General features: G+C 70.8%; 16 protein-coding genes. 9 read left to right on the forward strand and 7 right to left on the reverse strand.

Annotated elements, in window-relative coordinates; translation table 11 throughout:
* Window positions 1-77 precede the first annotated feature (77 nt).
* Window positions 78-1,343 (forward strand): phosphopyruvate hydratase, encoded by a 1,266-nt coding sequence (gene eno / locus AB0B57_RS28110; RefSeq protein WP_357076120.1) that lies wholly within the window; start codon window positions 78-80, stop codon window positions 1,341-1,343.
* A 130-nt stretch (window positions 1,344-1,473) separates the two neighbouring features.
* Window positions 1,474-1,971, forward strand: coding sequence for an N-acetyltransferase family protein (locus AB0B57_RS28115; RefSeq protein WP_357076123.1), 498 nt, complete (start codon window positions 1,474-1,476; stop codon window positions 1,969-1,971).
* A 111-nt stretch (window positions 1,972-2,082) separates the two neighbouring features.
* Here AB0B57_RS28115 and AB0B57_RS28120 read toward each other — a convergent pair whose 3' ends face one another.
* Window positions 2,083-2,436: a TraR/DksA family transcriptional regulator gene (locus tag AB0B57_RS28120; protein ID WP_357076126.1), complete on the reverse strand. Its 354-nt coding sequence runs from the start codon at window positions 2,434-2,436 to the stop codon at window positions 2,083-2,085.
* A 109-nt stretch (window positions 2,437-2,545) separates the two neighbouring features.
* Between AB0B57_RS28120 and AB0B57_RS28125 the strand changes: the two genes are divergently transcribed.
* Window positions 2,546-3,136: a TetR/AcrR family transcriptional regulator gene (locus AB0B57_RS28125; protein ID WP_357076129.1), complete on the forward strand. Its 591-nt coding sequence runs from the start codon at window positions 2,546-2,548 to the stop codon at window positions 3,134-3,136.
* 98 nt (window positions 3,137-3,234) lie between these two features.
* Complete coding sequence (locus AB0B57_RS28130) at window positions 3,235-3,585, forward strand: DUF1330 domain-containing protein (RefSeq protein WP_357076132.1); 351 nt, start codon at window positions 3,235-3,237, stop codon at window positions 3,583-3,585.
* Between the two features lie 164 nt (window positions 3,586-3,749).
* Here the strand turns inward: AB0B57_RS28130 and AB0B57_RS28135 are convergent, their stop codons facing one another.
* Both AB0B57_RS28135 and AB0B57_RS28140 read right to left on the reverse strand, forming a co-directional pair.
* Entirely contained in the window at window positions 3,750-4,697 is a 948-nt protein-coding gene (locus tag AB0B57_RS28135; protein ID WP_357076135.1) for an ion transporter, read from the reverse strand.
* A 50-nt stretch (window positions 4,698-4,747) separates the two neighbouring features.
* Window positions 4,748-5,584: an alpha/beta fold hydrolase gene (locus tag AB0B57_RS28140; protein ID WP_357076138.1), complete on the reverse strand. Its 837-nt coding sequence runs from the start codon at window positions 5,582-5,584 to the stop codon at window positions 4,748-4,750.
* 62 nt (window positions 5,585-5,646) lie between these two features.
* Between AB0B57_RS28140 and AB0B57_RS28145 the strand changes: the two genes are divergently transcribed.
* Window positions 5,647-6,345: a helix-turn-helix domain-containing protein gene (locus AB0B57_RS28145; RefSeq protein ID WP_357076142.1), complete on the forward strand. Its 699-nt coding sequence runs from the start codon at window positions 5,647-5,649 to the stop codon at window positions 6,343-6,345.
* Window positions 6,346-6,439: 94 nt separating this feature from the next.
* On the opposite strand, the gene AB0B57_RS28150 is transcribed toward AB0B57_RS28145, so the two are convergent.
* The 3 genes from AB0B57_RS28150 to AB0B57_RS28160 all read right to left on the reverse strand — a co-directional run bounded on the left by AB0B57_RS28150 (window position 6,440) and on the right by AB0B57_RS28160 (window position 9,187).
* Entirely contained in the window at window positions 6,440-7,297 is an 858-nt protein-coding gene (locus AB0B57_RS28150) for an NAD(P)H-binding protein (protein WP_357076145.1), read from the reverse strand.
* An 84-nt stretch (window positions 7,298-7,381) separates the two neighbouring features.
* Window positions 7,382-8,098 carry a methyltransferase domain-containing protein gene (locus AB0B57_RS28155; protein ID WP_357076148.1) on the reverse strand — a complete coding sequence of 239 codons (717 nt, stop codon included), beginning with the start codon at window positions 8,096-8,098 and terminating at the stop codon, window positions 7,382-7,384.
* Between the two features lie 126 nt (window positions 8,099-8,224).
* Window positions 8,225-9,187, reverse strand: a complete 963-nt coding sequence (locus AB0B57_RS28160) for a helix-turn-helix transcriptional regulator (RefSeq protein WP_357076152.1) — start codon at window positions 9,185-9,187, stop codon at window positions 8,225-8,227.
* A gap of 420 nt (window positions 9,188-9,607) precedes the next feature.
* On the opposite strand from AB0B57_RS28160, the gene AB0B57_RS28165 reads away from it, so the two are divergent.
* The 3 genes from AB0B57_RS28165 to AB0B57_RS28175 all read left to right on the forward strand — a co-directional run bounded on the left by AB0B57_RS28165 (window position 9,608) and on the right by AB0B57_RS28175 (window position 14,073).
* A complete protein-coding gene (locus tag AB0B57_RS28165; protein WP_357076155.1) occupies window positions 9,608-10,270 on the forward strand; it encodes a hypothetical protein in 663 nt (220 codons plus the stop codon).
* A gap of 119 nt (window positions 10,271-10,389) precedes the next feature.
* Window positions 10,390-12,387 (forward strand): Xaa-Pro dipeptidyl-peptidase, encoded by a 1,998-nt coding sequence (locus AB0B57_RS28170; RefSeq protein WP_357076158.1) that lies wholly within the window; start codon window positions 10,390-10,392, stop codon window positions 12,385-12,387.
* A gap of 186 nt (window positions 12,388-12,573) precedes the next feature.
* Complete coding sequence (locus tag AB0B57_RS28175; protein WP_357076161.1) at window positions 12,574-14,073, forward strand: phosphoesterase; 1,500 nt, start codon at window positions 12,574-12,576, stop codon at window positions 14,071-14,073.
* Between the two features lie 106 nt (window positions 14,074-14,179).
* Here the strand turns inward: AB0B57_RS28175 and AB0B57_RS28180 are convergent, their stop codons facing one another.
* Window positions 14,180-14,761 carry a MarR family winged helix-turn-helix transcriptional regulator gene (locus AB0B57_RS28180; protein ID WP_357076164.1) on the reverse strand — a complete coding sequence of 194 codons (582 nt, stop codon included), beginning with the start codon at window positions 14,759-14,761 and terminating at the stop codon, window positions 14,180-14,182.
* A 114-nt stretch (window positions 14,762-14,875) separates the two neighbouring features.
* Between AB0B57_RS28180 and AB0B57_RS28185 the strand changes: the two genes are divergently transcribed.
* Entirely contained in the window at window positions 14,876-16,501 is a 1,626-nt protein-coding gene (locus tag AB0B57_RS28185) for an LLM class flavin-dependent oxidoreductase (protein WP_357076167.1), read from the forward strand.
* Window positions 16,502-16,552: the final 51 nt, after the last annotated feature.

Genomic DNA, 16,552 nt, shown 5'->3' on the forward strand with positions numbered 1-16,552 from the left:
GTCCATCGTCGCGGTGCCACGGCCGCCGTTTCCTGCCAGTCTGGCTGCGAATAGGCGTCGTGAGCAGGGAGTGTGTGATGACGGCAATCAGCCGGGTACGCGGTCGGCAGATCCTCGACAGCCGGGGCAACCCGACCGTGGAGGCCGACGTGGTGCTCACCGACGGGTCGACCGGCCGGGCCGCCGTGCCGTCCGGGGCGTCGACGGGGGCGAACGAGGCGGTCGAGCTGCGCGACGGGGACCACACGCGTTTCCACGGCAGGGGCGTCACGACGGCGGTCGCCGCGGTGAACGGCGCGATCGCCGACGCGGTGCTCGGGCTCGACGCGGAGGACCAGGCGCTGATCGACGAGACGATGATCGCGCTCGACGGTTCGAAGGACAAGAGTCGACTGGGTGCCAACGCGATCCTCGCGGTGTCCCTGGCGGCGGCCAAGGCGGCGGCGTCGGCGCACCGGCAGCCGCTCTACCGCTACGTCGGTGGCGTCGGGGCCCGCCTGCTGCCGGTGCCGATGATGAACATCATCAACGGCGGCGCACACGCCGACAACCCGCTCGACTTCCAGGAGTTCATGATCGCCCCGGTCGGGGCGCGGACGTTCGCCGAGGCGGTCCGGATGGGCTCGGAGGTCTTCCACACCCTCCGCAGGTCCCTGGCGGCGGCCGGGCACAGCACCAACGTCGGTGACGAGGGCGGCTTCGCGCCGACCTTCACCGACGCCGACGAGGCGCTGCGTTTCGTGCTGAGCGCCATCGAGGACGCCGGGTACGAACCCGGCACCGACCTGACGATCTGTCTCGACCCGGCCAGCTCGGAGTTCTTCCGGGACGGCCGCTACGACTACGTCGGCGAGGGGCGTCAGCGCACCGTCGAGGAGCACATCGACTACCTGGTGGACCTCGTCGCCCGATACCCGATCAGTTCGATCGAGGACCCGATGGCCGAGGACGACTTCGCCGGCTGGAAGCGGCTGACCGCGTTGGCGGGGGAGCGGGTGCAGTTGGTCGGCGACGACGTCTTCTGCACCGACGTCGACCGGTTGCGCGATGGGATCGGGGGCGGTTACGCCAACGCGATCCTGGTCAAGGTCAACCAGATCGGCACGCTCACCGAAACCCTCGCCACTGTGGACGCCGCCCACAAGGCGGGCTACCGGGTGGTGCTGTCCCACCGTTCCGGCGAGACCGAGGACACCACGATCGCCGACCTGGCCGTGGGCGTCGGCTGCGGCCAGATCAAGACCGGCTCGCTGTCGCGCTCCGACCGCACGGCCAAGTACAACCAGCTCATCCGCATCGAGGAGGAGCTGGGCGACCGAGCCGTCTATGCTGGGCGCCGCTGAGAAGCCCCATCCGCCGCGATCTTGCACTTTCTGTCCCCACACGACGCACATTTGCCGGCGTTTCGGCGACCGAAACTGCAAGATCGGCGCGGGTGGGGGCGGGGCCTGATCTCTCGGAGGACAACTGCTGATGGTCGACATCACCGTGCGACCCATGACGGACGCCGACGCCGACCGGGTCCTGGCGATCTACCAGGTGGGCCTCGACGCCGGCAACGCCAGCTTCGAGGTCACCGCCCCCACCTGGGCGGCCTTCGACGCGGCACGGTTGACCGGGCACCGCTTCGTGGCCGTCGACCACGACGGCGGCGTCGTCGGCTGGATCGCCGTCTCGCCGACCTCGACCCGCGCGGTCTACGCCGGCGTTTTGGAGCACTCCGTCTACGTGGACCCGGCCGCCCAGGGCCGTGGCGTCGCCCGCCTGCTGCTGGACGCACTGATCACCTCCACCGAGGCCGCCGGCATCTGGACCATCCAGTCCGGGATCTTCCCGGAGAACGCCGCCAGCCTCACGCTGCACCAGCGGGCCGGGTTCCGGGTGATCGGCGTACGCGAGCGGGTCGGCCGCCACCACGACCGTTGGCGTGACGTCGTCCTGCTCGAACGCCGCAGCCCGGTCGTCACCTGACGAGCCCACGCCGCGCCGACCGGGACCGGTTCGTCGGTCGGCGCACCCCCGGTCACTCGGCCGCGTACACCCTGCTGTCCCGGGTCGCCGATTCCGTGTGGACGGGCGCCGTCACCGTCGGCTGGCGCAGGCGACACACGTCCGCGCCGACGGGCGGGCGACGAGCCGGTCGGCGGGGATCGCTCGGGAGCACCGTTCGCAGCTGCCGTAGCTGCCGTCGTCGATCCGCCGCAGCGCGACGTCCAGCTCCGCCAGACGTCGGCGGGCCGCGTCCAGGACGGCGGTGAGCTGCGCGCGTTCGAAGGCGATCGTGCTGCCCTCGGGGTCGTGCTCGTCGTCGGCGTTCGACGCCCGAGACGCCTCGAAGAGGCTGCGCAGGTCACCGTCCAGGGCGGCGGCCTGCGCCTCGGTCTCCTCACGCAGTCGCAGCAGTGCCTCGCGAACCGTGCCGGAGTCGCTGGTCATGGCCACTCACCGTACTGCGGAATGACCGTGATCACATCGCTGGCATTCCGAGACGACCGGTCATATCGTGGTGGTGTCAGCCAGCACCCGAGCGGAGGAGCGTCACGACATGCCACGACCCAAGTCGCCGGCCTCCGCCGGGACCAGGCAGCGGTTGTCCGACGCCGCGTTGGATCTGTTCCATCTGCGTGGCTACAACGGGACGAGCGTTCAGGACATCGTCGCCGCCGCCGGGGCGCCCAAGGGCACCTTCTACAACCACTTCGCCAGCAAGGAGGATCTCGCCCTCGACTCGGTGGCGAGATACTCGGCGGCGATGGGGCTGGAGATGCTGGACGAGAAGTGGGGCGGGACACCGCGCGAGCGGATCATCGGCCATCTCCGTTACATCACCGGCCTCGGCGACACCATGGGGGACCGCGGGTGTCTGCTCGGCAACTTCGCCAGTGAGATCCCGGCGCACAGCGACGTTCTGCGCACCGCCGTCGACGCCGGCTTCGGCCGCTGGGTCGCCGCGCTCGCCGTGACGATCGAGCAGGCGCGCGCTGCCGGTGAGGTGCACGGTGACGAGCCCGCCGGTGGCCTGGCCGGCTTCATCGTCTCCAGCTACGAGGGCGCGGCGGCGCGGGCGAAGGCTTCCGGTGACCTGACCGCCCTCCACGAGTTCCTCGCGATCACCACGACGCGGATCCTCAGCTGATCCGCAGCAGGCCGCCTGTGGCGGTGCTTGCCAATTTCAAGACGACCGGTCGTACTTCTGCGCCCGGAGACCCAATCACCCACCCTGAGGAGTGCGACATGAGCACGTACCTGATCAACCACCTGCGTATCCCCGGCGGTGTGCCGACGGAGGAATCCCTGCGTTACCTGGAGCAGGTGCAGGCCACCACCGAGCCGTACGGCGCCAAGTGGCTCGTCCTGGACGCCGAGGTGCAGGTCATCGAGGGCAGTTGGCCCGGCTCGGTCGTGCTGATCGAGTTCCCGGACGCGGAAACCGCCAGGACCTGGTACAACTCGCCCGAGTACCAGGCCATCCTGTCGCTGCGCGTCGATCACACCATCAACGACCTGATCCTGGTGGACTCCGTCGGCCCGGACTTCACGGTGGCCGGCTACGCGCGTCAGATCCGGACCCTGCTCGGCCAGTGACAACCGCGCGCTGACCTGCCGTCCGACGATCCCCGCGTACGCCACGGTGTACGCGGGGATCGGCTACCTGAAGTTGCGGGTGTGCAGGGCGGAGAGCGCGGCGGCCTCGTCGGGCCGTAAACCCGGCCGCGCGCCCGAGGGGAATACGGAGCGGGATGGTCGGATCACCGTCTGGTACGGGTGCCGTCCCGGTGCGGCCGTCCGTGCCCGTCGTCCCGGTCGATCCGCAACTCGCGCTCCAACTCGGCGATGACCGCCCGCAGGTCGTCCAGCCGTTGGGTGAGCGCGATGCGGTCCACCTCGTCCGGTACGCCGTCGCCGTCCTCGTCGTAGTCGGGGGCCAGTCGTTCGGTCATCTCCAACCGGCGTGCCTCCTCCATCGAGTTGACGATGACGGCGATGAGGATGTTGAGCAGCAGGTTGACGGTGATGACCACGTAGCTGACGTAGTAGAGCAGCGTCCACGGTGAGATGGCCATGCCCTGCTCGATGAGGTCCGGCAGCGTCTCCAGCGACAGCAGTACGAACAGCGTCAGCAGCGACCTGCCGATGTCGCCGTACTCGTCCGGGTACCTGCTGCCGAAGATCAGCCAGCCGGCCATGCCGTAGACGTAGAGCGTCACCACGGCCAGGGCGAGGAACCCGGTCACGCCCGGCAGGCTGCGCCACAGCGCGGAGACGATGGTCCGCAGGCCCGGTGAGAACCGCACCAACCGGACCATCCGGGCGACCCGCACGACCCGCAGCAGTGCGGGGTCGCCGTGCAGGCCCGGTATGAAGATCGCCGCGATCACCACGAAGTCGAAGACGTTCCAGCCGTGCCGGAAGAAGTCCTGTGGACGCCTGCCGTACGCCGCCAGCCGGATGCCGATCTCGACGACGAAGACGGCCCGGAAGAACAGCTCCAGCCAGTGCAGGGCGGTGCCCGCCGGAGTCAGGTCGTCGTACGTCTCCAGGCCGAGGACGACCCCGTTGGCGAGGATGACCACCACGATGACGATCTCGAAGGGGCGCGACCCGGCGAGTCGGGCGCAGTGCGCGGCCCAACGGGATCGGTGCCGCTCGGGTGGGCCCGGCTCACGCCGCTGGGCGGGCACGGGGCTGGCGGGCATGCCCGCCAGCCTAGCCAAGATCAATGATTGCGGGCGACTGTGTGATCCGCTCAGGCGTGGCTCGTCCGCTCCGGCGTCACCGGGGCCGCGAAGAAGTCGGCGAGCGGGTCGACAATTCTGGGGTACGCCCGGTTGATGGCGTCATGGCCGCTGCGCGGGATCGTCAACGTCCGCGCCCGCGGCAGTGCGCGGGCCAACGCCTCGTTCTGACCCGGGTAGTAGGGCGGACCGTCGGCACCACAGGCCAGCAGCACGTCGGCCCTCACCCCGGCCCACTGGCTGGCCGGGCCGTCGTGCGCGCGGATCAACGCCGATTCGTCGAGCGTCAACGGCAGCAACTCGGCCATCGTCCGGCCGATCGGGGTGCGCATGAACGCGCGGATGATCGCGATCCGTACGCCGAGCGGGAGCTTCCCGGCCGCCATCTGTGGGTTGATGCCAGCGGCCGTGATGGCGAGGGCCCGGGCGATGTCACCGGCCCGCAGCGCCGCCTGGGCCGGTGCGAGCCACGCCGACGGTGGGCCGCCATCGATGCAGACCGCGGCGTCGTAGAGGGCGAGCCGGTCGACCGGCAGCCGGAGCGCTGCCTCCAGCGCGATGAAACCGCCGGAGCTGTGGCCGATGACGTTGCCGGACCCGGTGTGCTCCAGCACCACGGCGAGGTCGTCGATCTCCTGATCCAGGGTGTAGGGCATCGGCCTGGGTGGTGCGTCGGCCCGGCCCCGCCGGTTGTAGAGGTGCACGGTGAACCGGTCGGCGAGCGCCGTCGCCAGCCGGCGGTAGACGTCGATGGTGACACCGCCGCCGTGCACCACCACGATGCCGGGACCGTCTCCCGTGGAGTGCAGCACGACGCTCGCGCCGTCCCGTGCCCTGATCCGCTCCATGATCGTCCACCCTTCCGCGACGACAACAACTGCGAACGACGTTTGCAGTTTACAGTAGATCGGTGAGCGACGCATCCCCGAGAGCCGACGACGGCGACTCCGCTCGGCAGACGATCTGGGGCAGGCCCGAACGCGGCAGCCGTGGCCCCGCTCCGGCCCACAGCCGGGACGCCATCGTCGTGGCCGCCATCGCCCTGGCCGACAGCGAAGGGCTTGCCGCGGTGTCGATGCGCGCTGTCGCCGGCGCGCTCGGCACCGGCGCGGGATCCCTCTACCGCTACCTGTCGTCGCGCGACGATCTCCTGGACCTGATGACCGACCGGGTCGTGGGGGAGATGCGTCCGTATCCGGAGGCCGAGGGAGACTGGCTGGACTCGATGCTGCTGTTGGGTCGCCGGCAGTTGGCGCTGCACCGTGCGCACCCGTGGCTGATCGAGGTGAGTCACCGGACGTCCGGCATCGGTCCCGAGAGCCTGGCCTGGTTCGACAACTGCATTCGGATCCTGGAGCCGGTGCCAGCCGCTGTCACCGCGAAGTTCGAGGCGATCGCGATGATGAACGGCGTGGTGACCCTCTTCGCCCGCAGCGAGGCCGCCTCCGGGGCGTTCAGCTTCGCCGGTGCCGACCTCGCGGCGTACCCGCACCTGGTCGCGGCGTTCCGCCAGCCCTCCGCGCCCGCGCCCCGAACGGACCTCTTCGAGCGGGCCCTGCGCAGTCTGCTGAGCGGTCTGCTGCTCGCCCCGCCGTCCGAGGCGGGCTGACGACTCACCGACGCGGGCAATCGCGACGCCGCCGACGTGTTGGCCGAGCTCAGCGGCCAGGGGGACGAGGCGGAGTAGACGCCGAAATCCGGACTCAGGCTCGCGCAGCCCGGATGGCGTCGCGCAGCGGGGTGCTCGGCCGACCGAGCAGCCGGCTGAGGTCGTCGCTGTCGGTCGCCAGCTCACCGAGGGCGATCGAGTTGTCGAGCGCGGCGACGAACCCGGCGGTGCCGGCGTCGAGCCCGACGTTCTCCAGGGTCGAGGCCAGCTCGGCGGCCGACAGGTCCCGGTGGACGACGGTGGTGCCGGTGACCTCTGTGACGGCCTCGGCCAACTCGTCGAAGGTGAACGCGGTGCCACCCAGTTCGTAGACGACGTCACCGTCCGCCGGGCGGGTCAGTGCCGCGACGGCGGCTCCCGCGTAGTCCGCCCGGGTCGCGGCGGAGATCCTGCTGCCACCGGTGGCACCGAGGATCGTGCCGGTCCGCAGGTACTGCGGCAACTGGTCGGTGTAGTTCTCGACGTACCAGCTGTTGCGCAACACGGTGTGGGTCAGACCCGACGCGGCGAGGACCTCCTCGGTGGCCCTGTGCTCCGGGGCGAGCGGGTTCGTGGTGGTGTCGGCCTTCAGGATGCTCGTGTAGATCAGGCGCTCGACCCCGGCGAGCGTGGCCGCGTCGATGACCGCGGTGTGCTGCGCGACACGCTGACCGGGAGTGTCGCCGGAGATGAGCAGCAGGCGGCGTACGCCGGCCACGGCACCGGGCAGCGTCGACGGGTCGTCGTAGGTGGCCTCGCGGATCTCGACCCCGCGCGCGGCCAGGTCGGCGGCCTTCTCCGGACTGCGGACGATGGCGGCGATCTCGGTGGCGGGTACGCCGGAGTCGAGCAACTGCTCGATCACCAGGCGGCCCAGCCGGCCGGTGGCGCCGGTGACGGCATAGGTGGGCACGGGAAACCTCCGGTCGGGCGATGACAGATGGGACCCGGGAGGGCGTACCCAGGAATTCGTCAGCGATGTCTTCGCGGAGGGTGATCACTGAAGACGTTGGGCGAGGAGGTAGCAGCGTCGACTGGGGTATTCGGTCGGGACCGGTTGCCGGATTGTGGTTGCCCCGATGGTGAAGCCGGCGGTCTCCAGGTCGCCGATGACAGTGTCGGGAGCGAGAAATCGGAAGGTGAGGTCCACGGCGGCGTCGAACAGCGTCGTGAGGTGGTTGGCGGTCCCGCTTGGGAACCCGGGTGCGTCGGTGTGGAACGCGATGAGCAGCCAGCCTCCGGGCCGCAGCGTTCGGGCGAACTCGCGGCAGGCCGCGCTCCTGTCCGTATCGGTGAGGTGGATGATCGAGTACATGGCGACCAGACCGCCGAAGGCGTCGTCACCGGCGGGCAGGTCGAGCAGCGATCCGACGGTGAAAATGATGTCCGGCGCTGCTGTGCGAGCAACGTCGATCATGTGCGGTGACACGTCGATGCCGATGACGTCAGGGTGCCGGGCGGCCAGATAGCGCGTGATGTGGCCCGGTCCGCAGCCCAGATCTGCGATCGGGTCCGCACCGGCCAGGTCGAGGAAGGCGCGCAGCAGGCCACGGTCCAGTGCCTTGTGGCCGAGTTCGTCGCCGAGTCGCGCGGCGTACTGGGGCGCGACCGCGTCGTAGCTGGCCCGCACACTGCCGGAGAAGTCCCGGTCCGAAGGGGGTGGGTCCGGTTGTGCGGTCGGGTGGCCCTGGTCGCCGTGGTTCATGGCGGTCATCGGCCGTGGATGGCCGGGCGACGGTGGCTGCCTCGCCCACACTCGGCGCTGAACCCGACGCGGGTCTGGTCGGTGTCCTGCCCGCAGATGGTGGTCATCTCGCCGTGGCGGGGACCCTTGCACGTCTCAGGCATGCAGCGTCTCGCGGGGTGGCACGCCGTAGCTGGCGTGGTAGCGGGCGGTGAACCTGCTGTGACTGGCGAACCCCCATCGACTGGCGATCGCCGACACCGTCTCCTGCCGGGGGTCGGCGCGCAGCAGGTCGTGGTGCGCCCGAGCGAGCCGGATCCGACGCAGGTACGCCATCGGGGTGGTGCCGCGATGACGACGGAAGGCCAGTTGCACCGCCCGCAGGGAGACGCCGGCGGCAGCGGCGACGTCGGCCGCGCTGATGTCGCGGTCGGCGTACTCCTCCATGAAGGTGATCGCTCGCCGCAACGTGGCGGTGCTGGCGTCGTGTCGGTCGGCGGCTGTCGGTTCGGTGAACGCGGTGTTCGGAAAGACCGCGAGCGCCGCCGCGGCGAGCATCCGCGCGGCGTTGCCGATCACCAGCGGTTGCGCGCTGGCGGTCGGGCTGTTCAACACGACATCGCTGACGAAGCTTGTGGTGTTGCGCCACTGCCGGGCGAGCGCCGCGTCGGCGGGACCCAGGTCGGTGAATCGGATCCGACCGGGCCGCCGGGCCGGCGCGGCGGTGGCGACCTGCTCCAGAACCGACAGATCCAGTACGCAGAGTTCCACCTCGCCGGGATGCCAGCGTACGGTGCACGGCTCCTCCGGTTTGGTGACGAGGAAGACCTCACCGGGGCCGAAGCGGTTGGCCGATCCGGCACAGACGCGATCGACGCGGGCGGTGCGGGTGCGGCCGACGACCAGCCCGTCGAGGGTGGTGGCGCCGATGTCGAGTTGCCCGGTCTGGCGGGTGGTCGCGAGGGCGAAGGGACCGGCGTCGACGCGGTGATGAGTGAGCCGGAACCTGTTCCTGCTGTGCAGGCGCAGTCTCGGGTCGTACGTGGCGGACAGGAACTCGTGAATGGCCACCGGGTCACGGCTGTCGAACTGTCGGGTCTGTAGGGGTGTTGACGTCATCCGCTGTCTCCGTCCGGTGGAGGTACCGCCGGGTGGTGAACTGGTGCCGACGGCCAGATCGGGACGTGCCAGGGGTGCTCGGCGGTGACCCGGTGTGTGACTGGCCAGCGGTGCAGTGAGGTGGAACGTCGCGAGCGGGACGGCAGCGACCGGTGGAGGTGGCGTCGTGTCGGGCTCGGTGGGGAGCGGGATATCTGTCGATGGGAATGTCACCATACGACAACCGCCCTCGGTCGTCCGACGAATCGCCGAGGTTGTCGGCAGGCCGACTTCGCTTTCCGACTAACCCGTCGGCGGATTTTGCGTCTGCTGTCCTAGCCATCGTCGTGGGCGACAGCGAAATCTTGTTCATGATTCTCCGGAGGCGTCGCCGGGCGATCGGGCCGCCGCCGGGTGACCGGCCTACGAAAGGGGTGAGCTTTGGACAGTACCGATCCTGACCGCGTCGTTCGACTGGCCGTGGCGGAGGCGTTGGCGCGGGTGGCCGACGGGGACAGCCTGGGGCTGGGCGAGAGCGACGCGGTGCAGCGACTCGGGGCCGATCTGCGCGAGGTGCTGCGCCGTGCGCTCGACAACCGGGTGCCGCTGACCACACCGGACTTCGTCGACCTCTGCCGTGATCTTGGTCTGAGCCGTGAGGCGTTCGACCTGCTGGGGCACTACCTGATGACCGCGTTGCTGACCCACCACGTGGGGCCGGACGCCCTGATCCGCGTCGGGGTGCTGCTCGGCACCGTCGGGCGTTACCTGCCGGGTGCCCGCCCGGTCGCGCACCGCAACGAAGGCCCGGCGCCGCGCCGACGCGACGTGCGCGCGGACAACAGCGTCGTCGGCCGGTACCGCCGCGCGAAGCTGCCCGAGCACCTTCCCAACCCGCCGAGCTGGACCTGCACCGGATGTGGGCGTGAGTGGCCCTGCGCCACGAAGCAGAGCCAACTGCTGGCCGAGTTCGGCGGCGCGCGCACCGCCCTCGCGGTCTACCTGGGCTCCTGCCTTGTCGCCGCCGCCCAGGATCTGCCCACCGTGCCGCTGCCCCGGGTCCGGCTCCGGTTTCTCGGTTGGCTGCCCCGCGCCCGGATCTGAGCAGGCCGCCCGGCCGCCCGGAGACTTTTGTCCGGCACCGGGTCCGCCGTGGGCACTAGGCTAGACGAACATCGATTCGACGAAATGTGATGCGTGTGTCGCTCTCCGAGAGGACATCGATGAGGTTCACGCCGTTGTCCGTCGGCACCCGCGCACGGGTCGCCGCGCTCCTGGCCGGCCTGCTGGTGGCGGCACTACCCGTGACCCCGGTGGTCGCGTCTCCCCGGGTAGCCGCCCCGACGGCGGCCGAGGCGGGAGCCCAGCCCCGCCCCCGTCCGCCGCACGTGGTGGGCGACCAGACCGTTCCCGCCTACTCCTACGCCGACGCGATCCGGGAGAGCGTCTGGGTCCAGACCCGCGCCGACAGTGACGGCGACGGGGTGCCCGACCGGGTGGCGGTGGACCTCGTCCGGCCCCGGGAGGCCGCCGCCGCCGGGGTGCGGGTGCCGGTCATCATGGACGCCTCGCCCTACTACCTCTGCTGTGGTCGCGGCAACGAGGGCGAGACCAAGACGTACGACGCGGCCGGCGTGATCGCCAAGGTCCCGCTCTTCTACGACAACTACTTCGTCCCACGCGGGTACGCTTTCGCCGCCGTGGACCTGGCCGGCACCGCCCGGTCGACCGGCTGCGAGGACGTCGGCGGCCCGGCCGAGGTGGGCAGCGCCACGGCGGTGATCGACTGGCTCAACGGGCGGGCTCGCGCGTACGACGCCGCAGGGCGGCCGGTCAGCGCCACCTGGAGCACCGGGCAGGTCGGCATGATCGGCAAATCGTGGGACGGTTCGGTCGCCAACGGCGTCGCCGCCACCGGCGTGCCGGGGCTGGCCACCATCGTGCCGATCTCGGCGATCTCCAGCTGGTACGACTACATGCGCTACCAGGGGTCACTTGTCGCCACCGACTACCCCGGCTACCTGCACTCGGCCGTCAACGGCCGCCCCGACGAGGCCTGCGCGCAGATGCTGGCGCGGCTGCGCGCGGACAGCGCCGAGGAGACCGGTGACTACAACGGGTTCTGGGCGCGGCGCGACTACCGGCCCTCGGCCGGCCGGGTCCGGGCCAGCGTCTTCGTGGCGCACGGCCTCAACGACCTGAACGTCACGACCAACCAGTTCGCCCACTGGTGGCAGGAGTTGGCCGAGCAGGGTGTGCCCCGCAAACTCTGGCTCCACCAGACCGGCCACCAGGACCCGTTCGACGTTCGACGCGCCGAGTGGGTGGCCGCCCTGCACCGCTGGTTCGACTACTGGTTGCAGGGGCTGCGCAACGGGGTGATGGACGAGCCGCGGGTCGACCTGGAGACCGCGCCGGGCCGGTGGACGACGCAGCGCGACTGGCCCGCCCCCGGAACCCGGGACGTGCGGGTGGCCCTCGGCGTCGGCGACGGCGTGACCGGCACCCTCGGCGGGCGTGGCGCGCGGCCGGGTCAGGAGCGGGCGTACGTCGACGAGTCGCTGTTCGAGGACGAGTTGGTCGCCGCGCCGAGCACCGCGACCGCCGGGCGGTTGGTCTTCCTGTCCGGCGTGCTGACCACCGCGCTGCGGATCTCCGGCAGCCCGTCGGTGCGGCTGCGGGTCCGGGTGGACCGGCCGACCACCCAGCTGACCGCCCGGCTTGTCGACTATGGCACCGCCGAGCGGATGATGCTCGCCGGTGCGGGGGGTCTGCGGACGCTGGACACCGAGTCCTGCTGGGGTGCCTCCACAGATATCGACGACGCCTGTTACCGGGACACCGAGGAGGTCACCGAGGTCTCCGACCACGCTGTGTTGGCCCGGGGGTGGCTCGATGCCGCGCACCACCGTTCGCTGCGGTTCACCACGCCGCTGCGGCCGGACCGCTGGTACACGGTGACCATCCCGCTCAACGCGTACGACGCGGTGGTGCCCGCCGGGCACGTGCTCGGCCTGGTGTTCGGCCAGAGTGACCCGCAGTTCACCGAAACCACCGACCGCGACGCCACCGTTCGTGTCGACCTCGGCCGCAGCGCGCTGACTCTTCCGGTCACCGGTCGCGCCAAGCTGCCCGCCATCGATGTCGCACCGCCGGTGGTCACTGCGCCGGTCGACCCGTCGGCCGCCCGGGCGCCCCACGACACCCGGCAGGTGCCCTGACCGGCCCGGCGGGATCGGGCACGAACTGCGGTCGAGCGGTGACCCGCTGCTATCGTCAACAGGTCTTTTGGCAGGTCAGGCCTGGGTGTTCATCGTGGACCCGCTCTCCGTACGACGGATGTTCACGACGTTCTTCAAGGCTCCTTGATCGAAAGAGCATTCGCTTGATCGAGGAGAGGCCCGCAGGTGCGAGACAAGCAACCCGAAGAGACCGAGCACACGCAGTTGTCCCGGCGCAAGCTGGTCAAGTACGCGGGCGTCGGCGCGACGCTGGCGGCGGCCAGCCCGCTGGTCGGTGCCAGCGCGGCGTGGGCAGACGAGGACCGTCGGCCGGGCGCCGACCGGGGCAACTCCAGGAACCGGGTGTGGCGCGCCGGTGACCACCACGTCCACTCCGAGTACAGCGGCGAGTTCGACACCACCAAGAGCCCGATCGTCTTTCACAAGGGCGCCGACGCGGTCTACCCGATCGTCACCAACGCCATCATGGCGAAGAACTTCGGCCTGACCTGGGCCATGTGCACCGACCACGGTGGACCGACGCACTCCAAGGTGAACATCGAGCAGGCCTACCCCGACCTGCTGCGGTCGCGCAAGCTGGTCCCCGAGGTGCTGCAGTTCTGGGGGATGGAGTTCGACGCGCCCTCGCTGGACCACCACACGCTGATGATCCCGCGCCACGACGACGAGGCGAAGCAGCTCTTCGAGTTGGAGAGCCGGTTCGCCAAGTACGACGCGTTCCCCACCGACCCGGCCCGCGACACCGAGGCCAAGATGGTGGAGTTCCTCAAGGTCGCCCGGGGCATGCCGCACAAGCCGCTGGTGATCGCCCACCACGCGTCCCGCTCGGCGCCCGGGCTCGGCGTGTACGGCCAGGACACCCCGCGTGAGTTCCGCAATGGCAACAACGCCGCACCGGACGTCTACATCGGCTTCGAGGGCGCACCCGGCCACCAGGCCGGCCCGCTCAACGGTGGCAAGCGAGGTGGGTACGGCAACCACCCCACCTACGGCGGCTTCGACCAGATGACCGCTCGGGTCGGCGGACTGTGGGACTCGCTGCTCGGTGAGGGGCGGCGCTGGTGGATCACCGCGACGTCCGACTCGCACGTGCACTGGACCCGCGGCGGCTCCGACTTCTGGCCGGGCGAGTACAGCAAGACGTACGTGCACGCCCGTCAGGACTACGGCGACATCATGGACGGTCTGCGCAACGGCCGGATCTGGGTCACCACCGGCGACCTGATCCGCACCCTCGACGTCACCGCCACGTCCCAGGGCCGGACCGCCGAGGTGGGCGAGACCATCACGGTCAGCCGTCGTAGCCGCACCGATGTCGAGATCGAGGTCAGGTTCCGTCCGTTGGGCGGCGTGAACGCGAACGGGGACCGTCCCGAGGTCCGTCGGGTCGACCTGATCGTCGGCCAGATCACCGGCCCGAGCGCCAACCTGGACGCCGACACCAACCCCACCACCAAGGTGGTGGCCCGTTTCGGCCCGCGGGACTGGCGGCGTCAGGGCGAGGAGTACGTCATCCGGCACACGCTGCGCAACGTCGAGGCCGACACCTACGCGCGGGTGCGGGGCACCAGCACCGACGAGGCCGAGCCGCTCGCCGACGGGCTGGAGAGCCCGTGGGACGACCTGTGGTTCTACTCGAACCCGGTGTTCGTGCACGTGCGCTGATCCCACGCTCCGGGCACCGCGGGTCCGGCCGGCTGCGCTCGACGTACCACGTCGGGGGAGCCGGCCGGACCCGCGTCGCGTTCCCTCCCGGCGGCGGTCCGCCGGGTCAGTCGGCGCCGCGGCGACGGCCTCGGGGCGTGGCGGCCCGGCCGCCGCCTCCGGCCTTGGTCGCGGTCTGGGTCGGCTCGGGTTGCACCTGCGACACCACCTCGCAGAGGTCACGCAGCGGGTCCATCGCCTGGGCCGAGCAGGCGACCCGCTGCAGCAGTGCGCGCAGCGTCTCCGACTCGGTCGGCGTGAGTGCCCCCAGCAGGTGTGACTCGACGTGCCGCAGCGCCACGCGCCGTTGCTCCCAGGCGGCGCGGCCGACGTCGGTGACGTCGACCAGCCGGTTGCGCCGGTCGGCCGGGTCCGCCCGACGGGCGACGAACCCGGGCCGTTCCAGGTCGTCGATCAGGTACGTGAGGACGGTGCGGTCGAGGCCGAGCTCCTCCGCGATCGCACCCTGGTTTCGCGCCGGACCGGTGCTCGCCGCGGTGAGCACCTGGTAGCCGCGGGGGCCGCCGGGGAAGTCGCTGAGCGCGTGCTCGGCCGCCCGGACGTAGCCACGGAAGACGATCCCGAGCATCCAGCCCAGGTCGTCGTCGAGCGGATCGGGCCGGTCCGGCCGGTGGGGGGCACCCGTCATCCCCCGACAATAGCGCAGTGACGAAGACCTTGTTGGCGGAAGATGTTCTGTCTGACATAAGGTTATGGTCACGACGCATCGTTCGAGGCGTCGGGTGAATCGGGAGGCGCACAGATGAGCGACTACGGCCACGACCTGGTCTTCGGATCGTTCGTCACCCCCAGCGGTGACAACCCGGCCCGCACGGTCGACCTCGCCGTCCTGACCGAGCAGGTCGGGCTGGACCTGGTCACCTTCCAGGACCACCCGTACCAGCCCGCGTTCCTCGACACCTGGACCCTGCTGAGCTTCGTCGCGGCCCGGACCAGTCGCGTGCACGTGGCGGCGAACGTGACAAACCTGCCCCTGCGCCCACCGGCGGTGCTCGCCCGCAGCGTGGCCAGCCTGGACCTGCTCAGCGGCGGCCGGGTCGGTCTCGGCCTCGGCGCGGGAGCGTTCTGGGACGCCATCGAGGCGATGGGCGGCCGACGCCTGACCCCCGGCCAGGGCGTACGCGCGTTGGAGGAGGCCGTCGAGATCATCCGCCAGGTCTGGGACGCCGAGACGCGTGGCGGCGTCCGTGTCGACGGCGAGTTCTACCGGGTGCGAGGCGCCAAGCGTGGGCCGGCGCCGGCACACGCGGTGCCGATCTGGTTGGGCGCGTACAAGCCCCGGATGCTCCAGCTCACCGGTCGCCGCGCCGACGGCTGGCTGCCGTCGCTGGGCTATCTCCAGCCGGGCGACCTGGCCAGGGGCAACGCGACGATCGACGACGCCGCGCGGGAGGCCGGCCGGTCACCGCAGGACGTGCGCCGGCTGCTCAACATCTCGGGGCAGTTCTCGGCCGTCGGGCGCGGAACACTGAACGGGCCCGCCGAGCAGTGGGCGCGGGAACTGACCGAGCTGGCGCTGGGGGAGGGTGTCAGCACCTTCATCCTCGGCAGCGACGATCCCGACGACCTGCGCCGGTTCGCCGGCGAGGTGGCTCCGGCGGTTCGTGAACTGGTCGCGGCCGAGCGCGATCGCGGTGCGGCGCCGGAGTCGGGAGGTGCGCCGGAGTCGTCGCGCGCATCTGAGTCGTCGCGTGCGTCGGAGTCGGGGCGTGCGCCGGAACGTGCGCCGGAGTCGGCGGTGCGACCGAGTCGGGCGACCGTGGCCGGGGGAGCGTTCGCCGTGGTGCCGACCCCTGATGACGGCGTGCGGCGCAGCGACCAGCAGGCCTGGGACGAGTCGACCCGGCCGACCGGGCCGACGCCCGACCCGGAGCGCACGTACACCCCGCACGAGCAGGCCACCGGCGCGCACCTGGTGCAGGTCCACGACGGCCTGCGTGCCGAGCTGGCCCAGATCCACGACCTGATCGAACAGGTGGCCACCGGTGAGATCGACGCCGGTGCGGCCCGGTCCCACATCAACACGATGACCATGCGGCAGAACCGGTGGACGCTCGGCGTCTACTGCGAGTCGTACTGTCGCATCGTCACCACCCACCACACCATCGAGGACCAGTCGCTCTTCCCCCGGCTGCGGGCGCGTGACCCCCGACTCAGCCCGGTCGTCGACCGGCTGGAGCAGGAGCATCACGTCATCCACGACGTGCTGGAGGGCGTGGACCAGGCCCTGGTCGCGTACGTCGGGTCTCCGGACGGTCTCGCCGAGCTGCGGGCGGCGGTGGATCTGCTGACCGACGCCCTGCTGTCGCACCTGAGCTACGAGGAGCGTGAGCTGGTCGAGCCGTTGGCACGGTTGGGCATCGCCTGATCGTTTCGGCCCCCGCGCCGTGGCAGGGGTTGCCGCACCTAATCTGAGAGA

The organism is Micromonospora sp. NPDC049101 (assembly GCF_040648675.1).
Lineage (GTDB): Bacteria > Actinomycetota > Actinomycetes > Mycobacteriales > Micromonosporaceae > Micromonospora.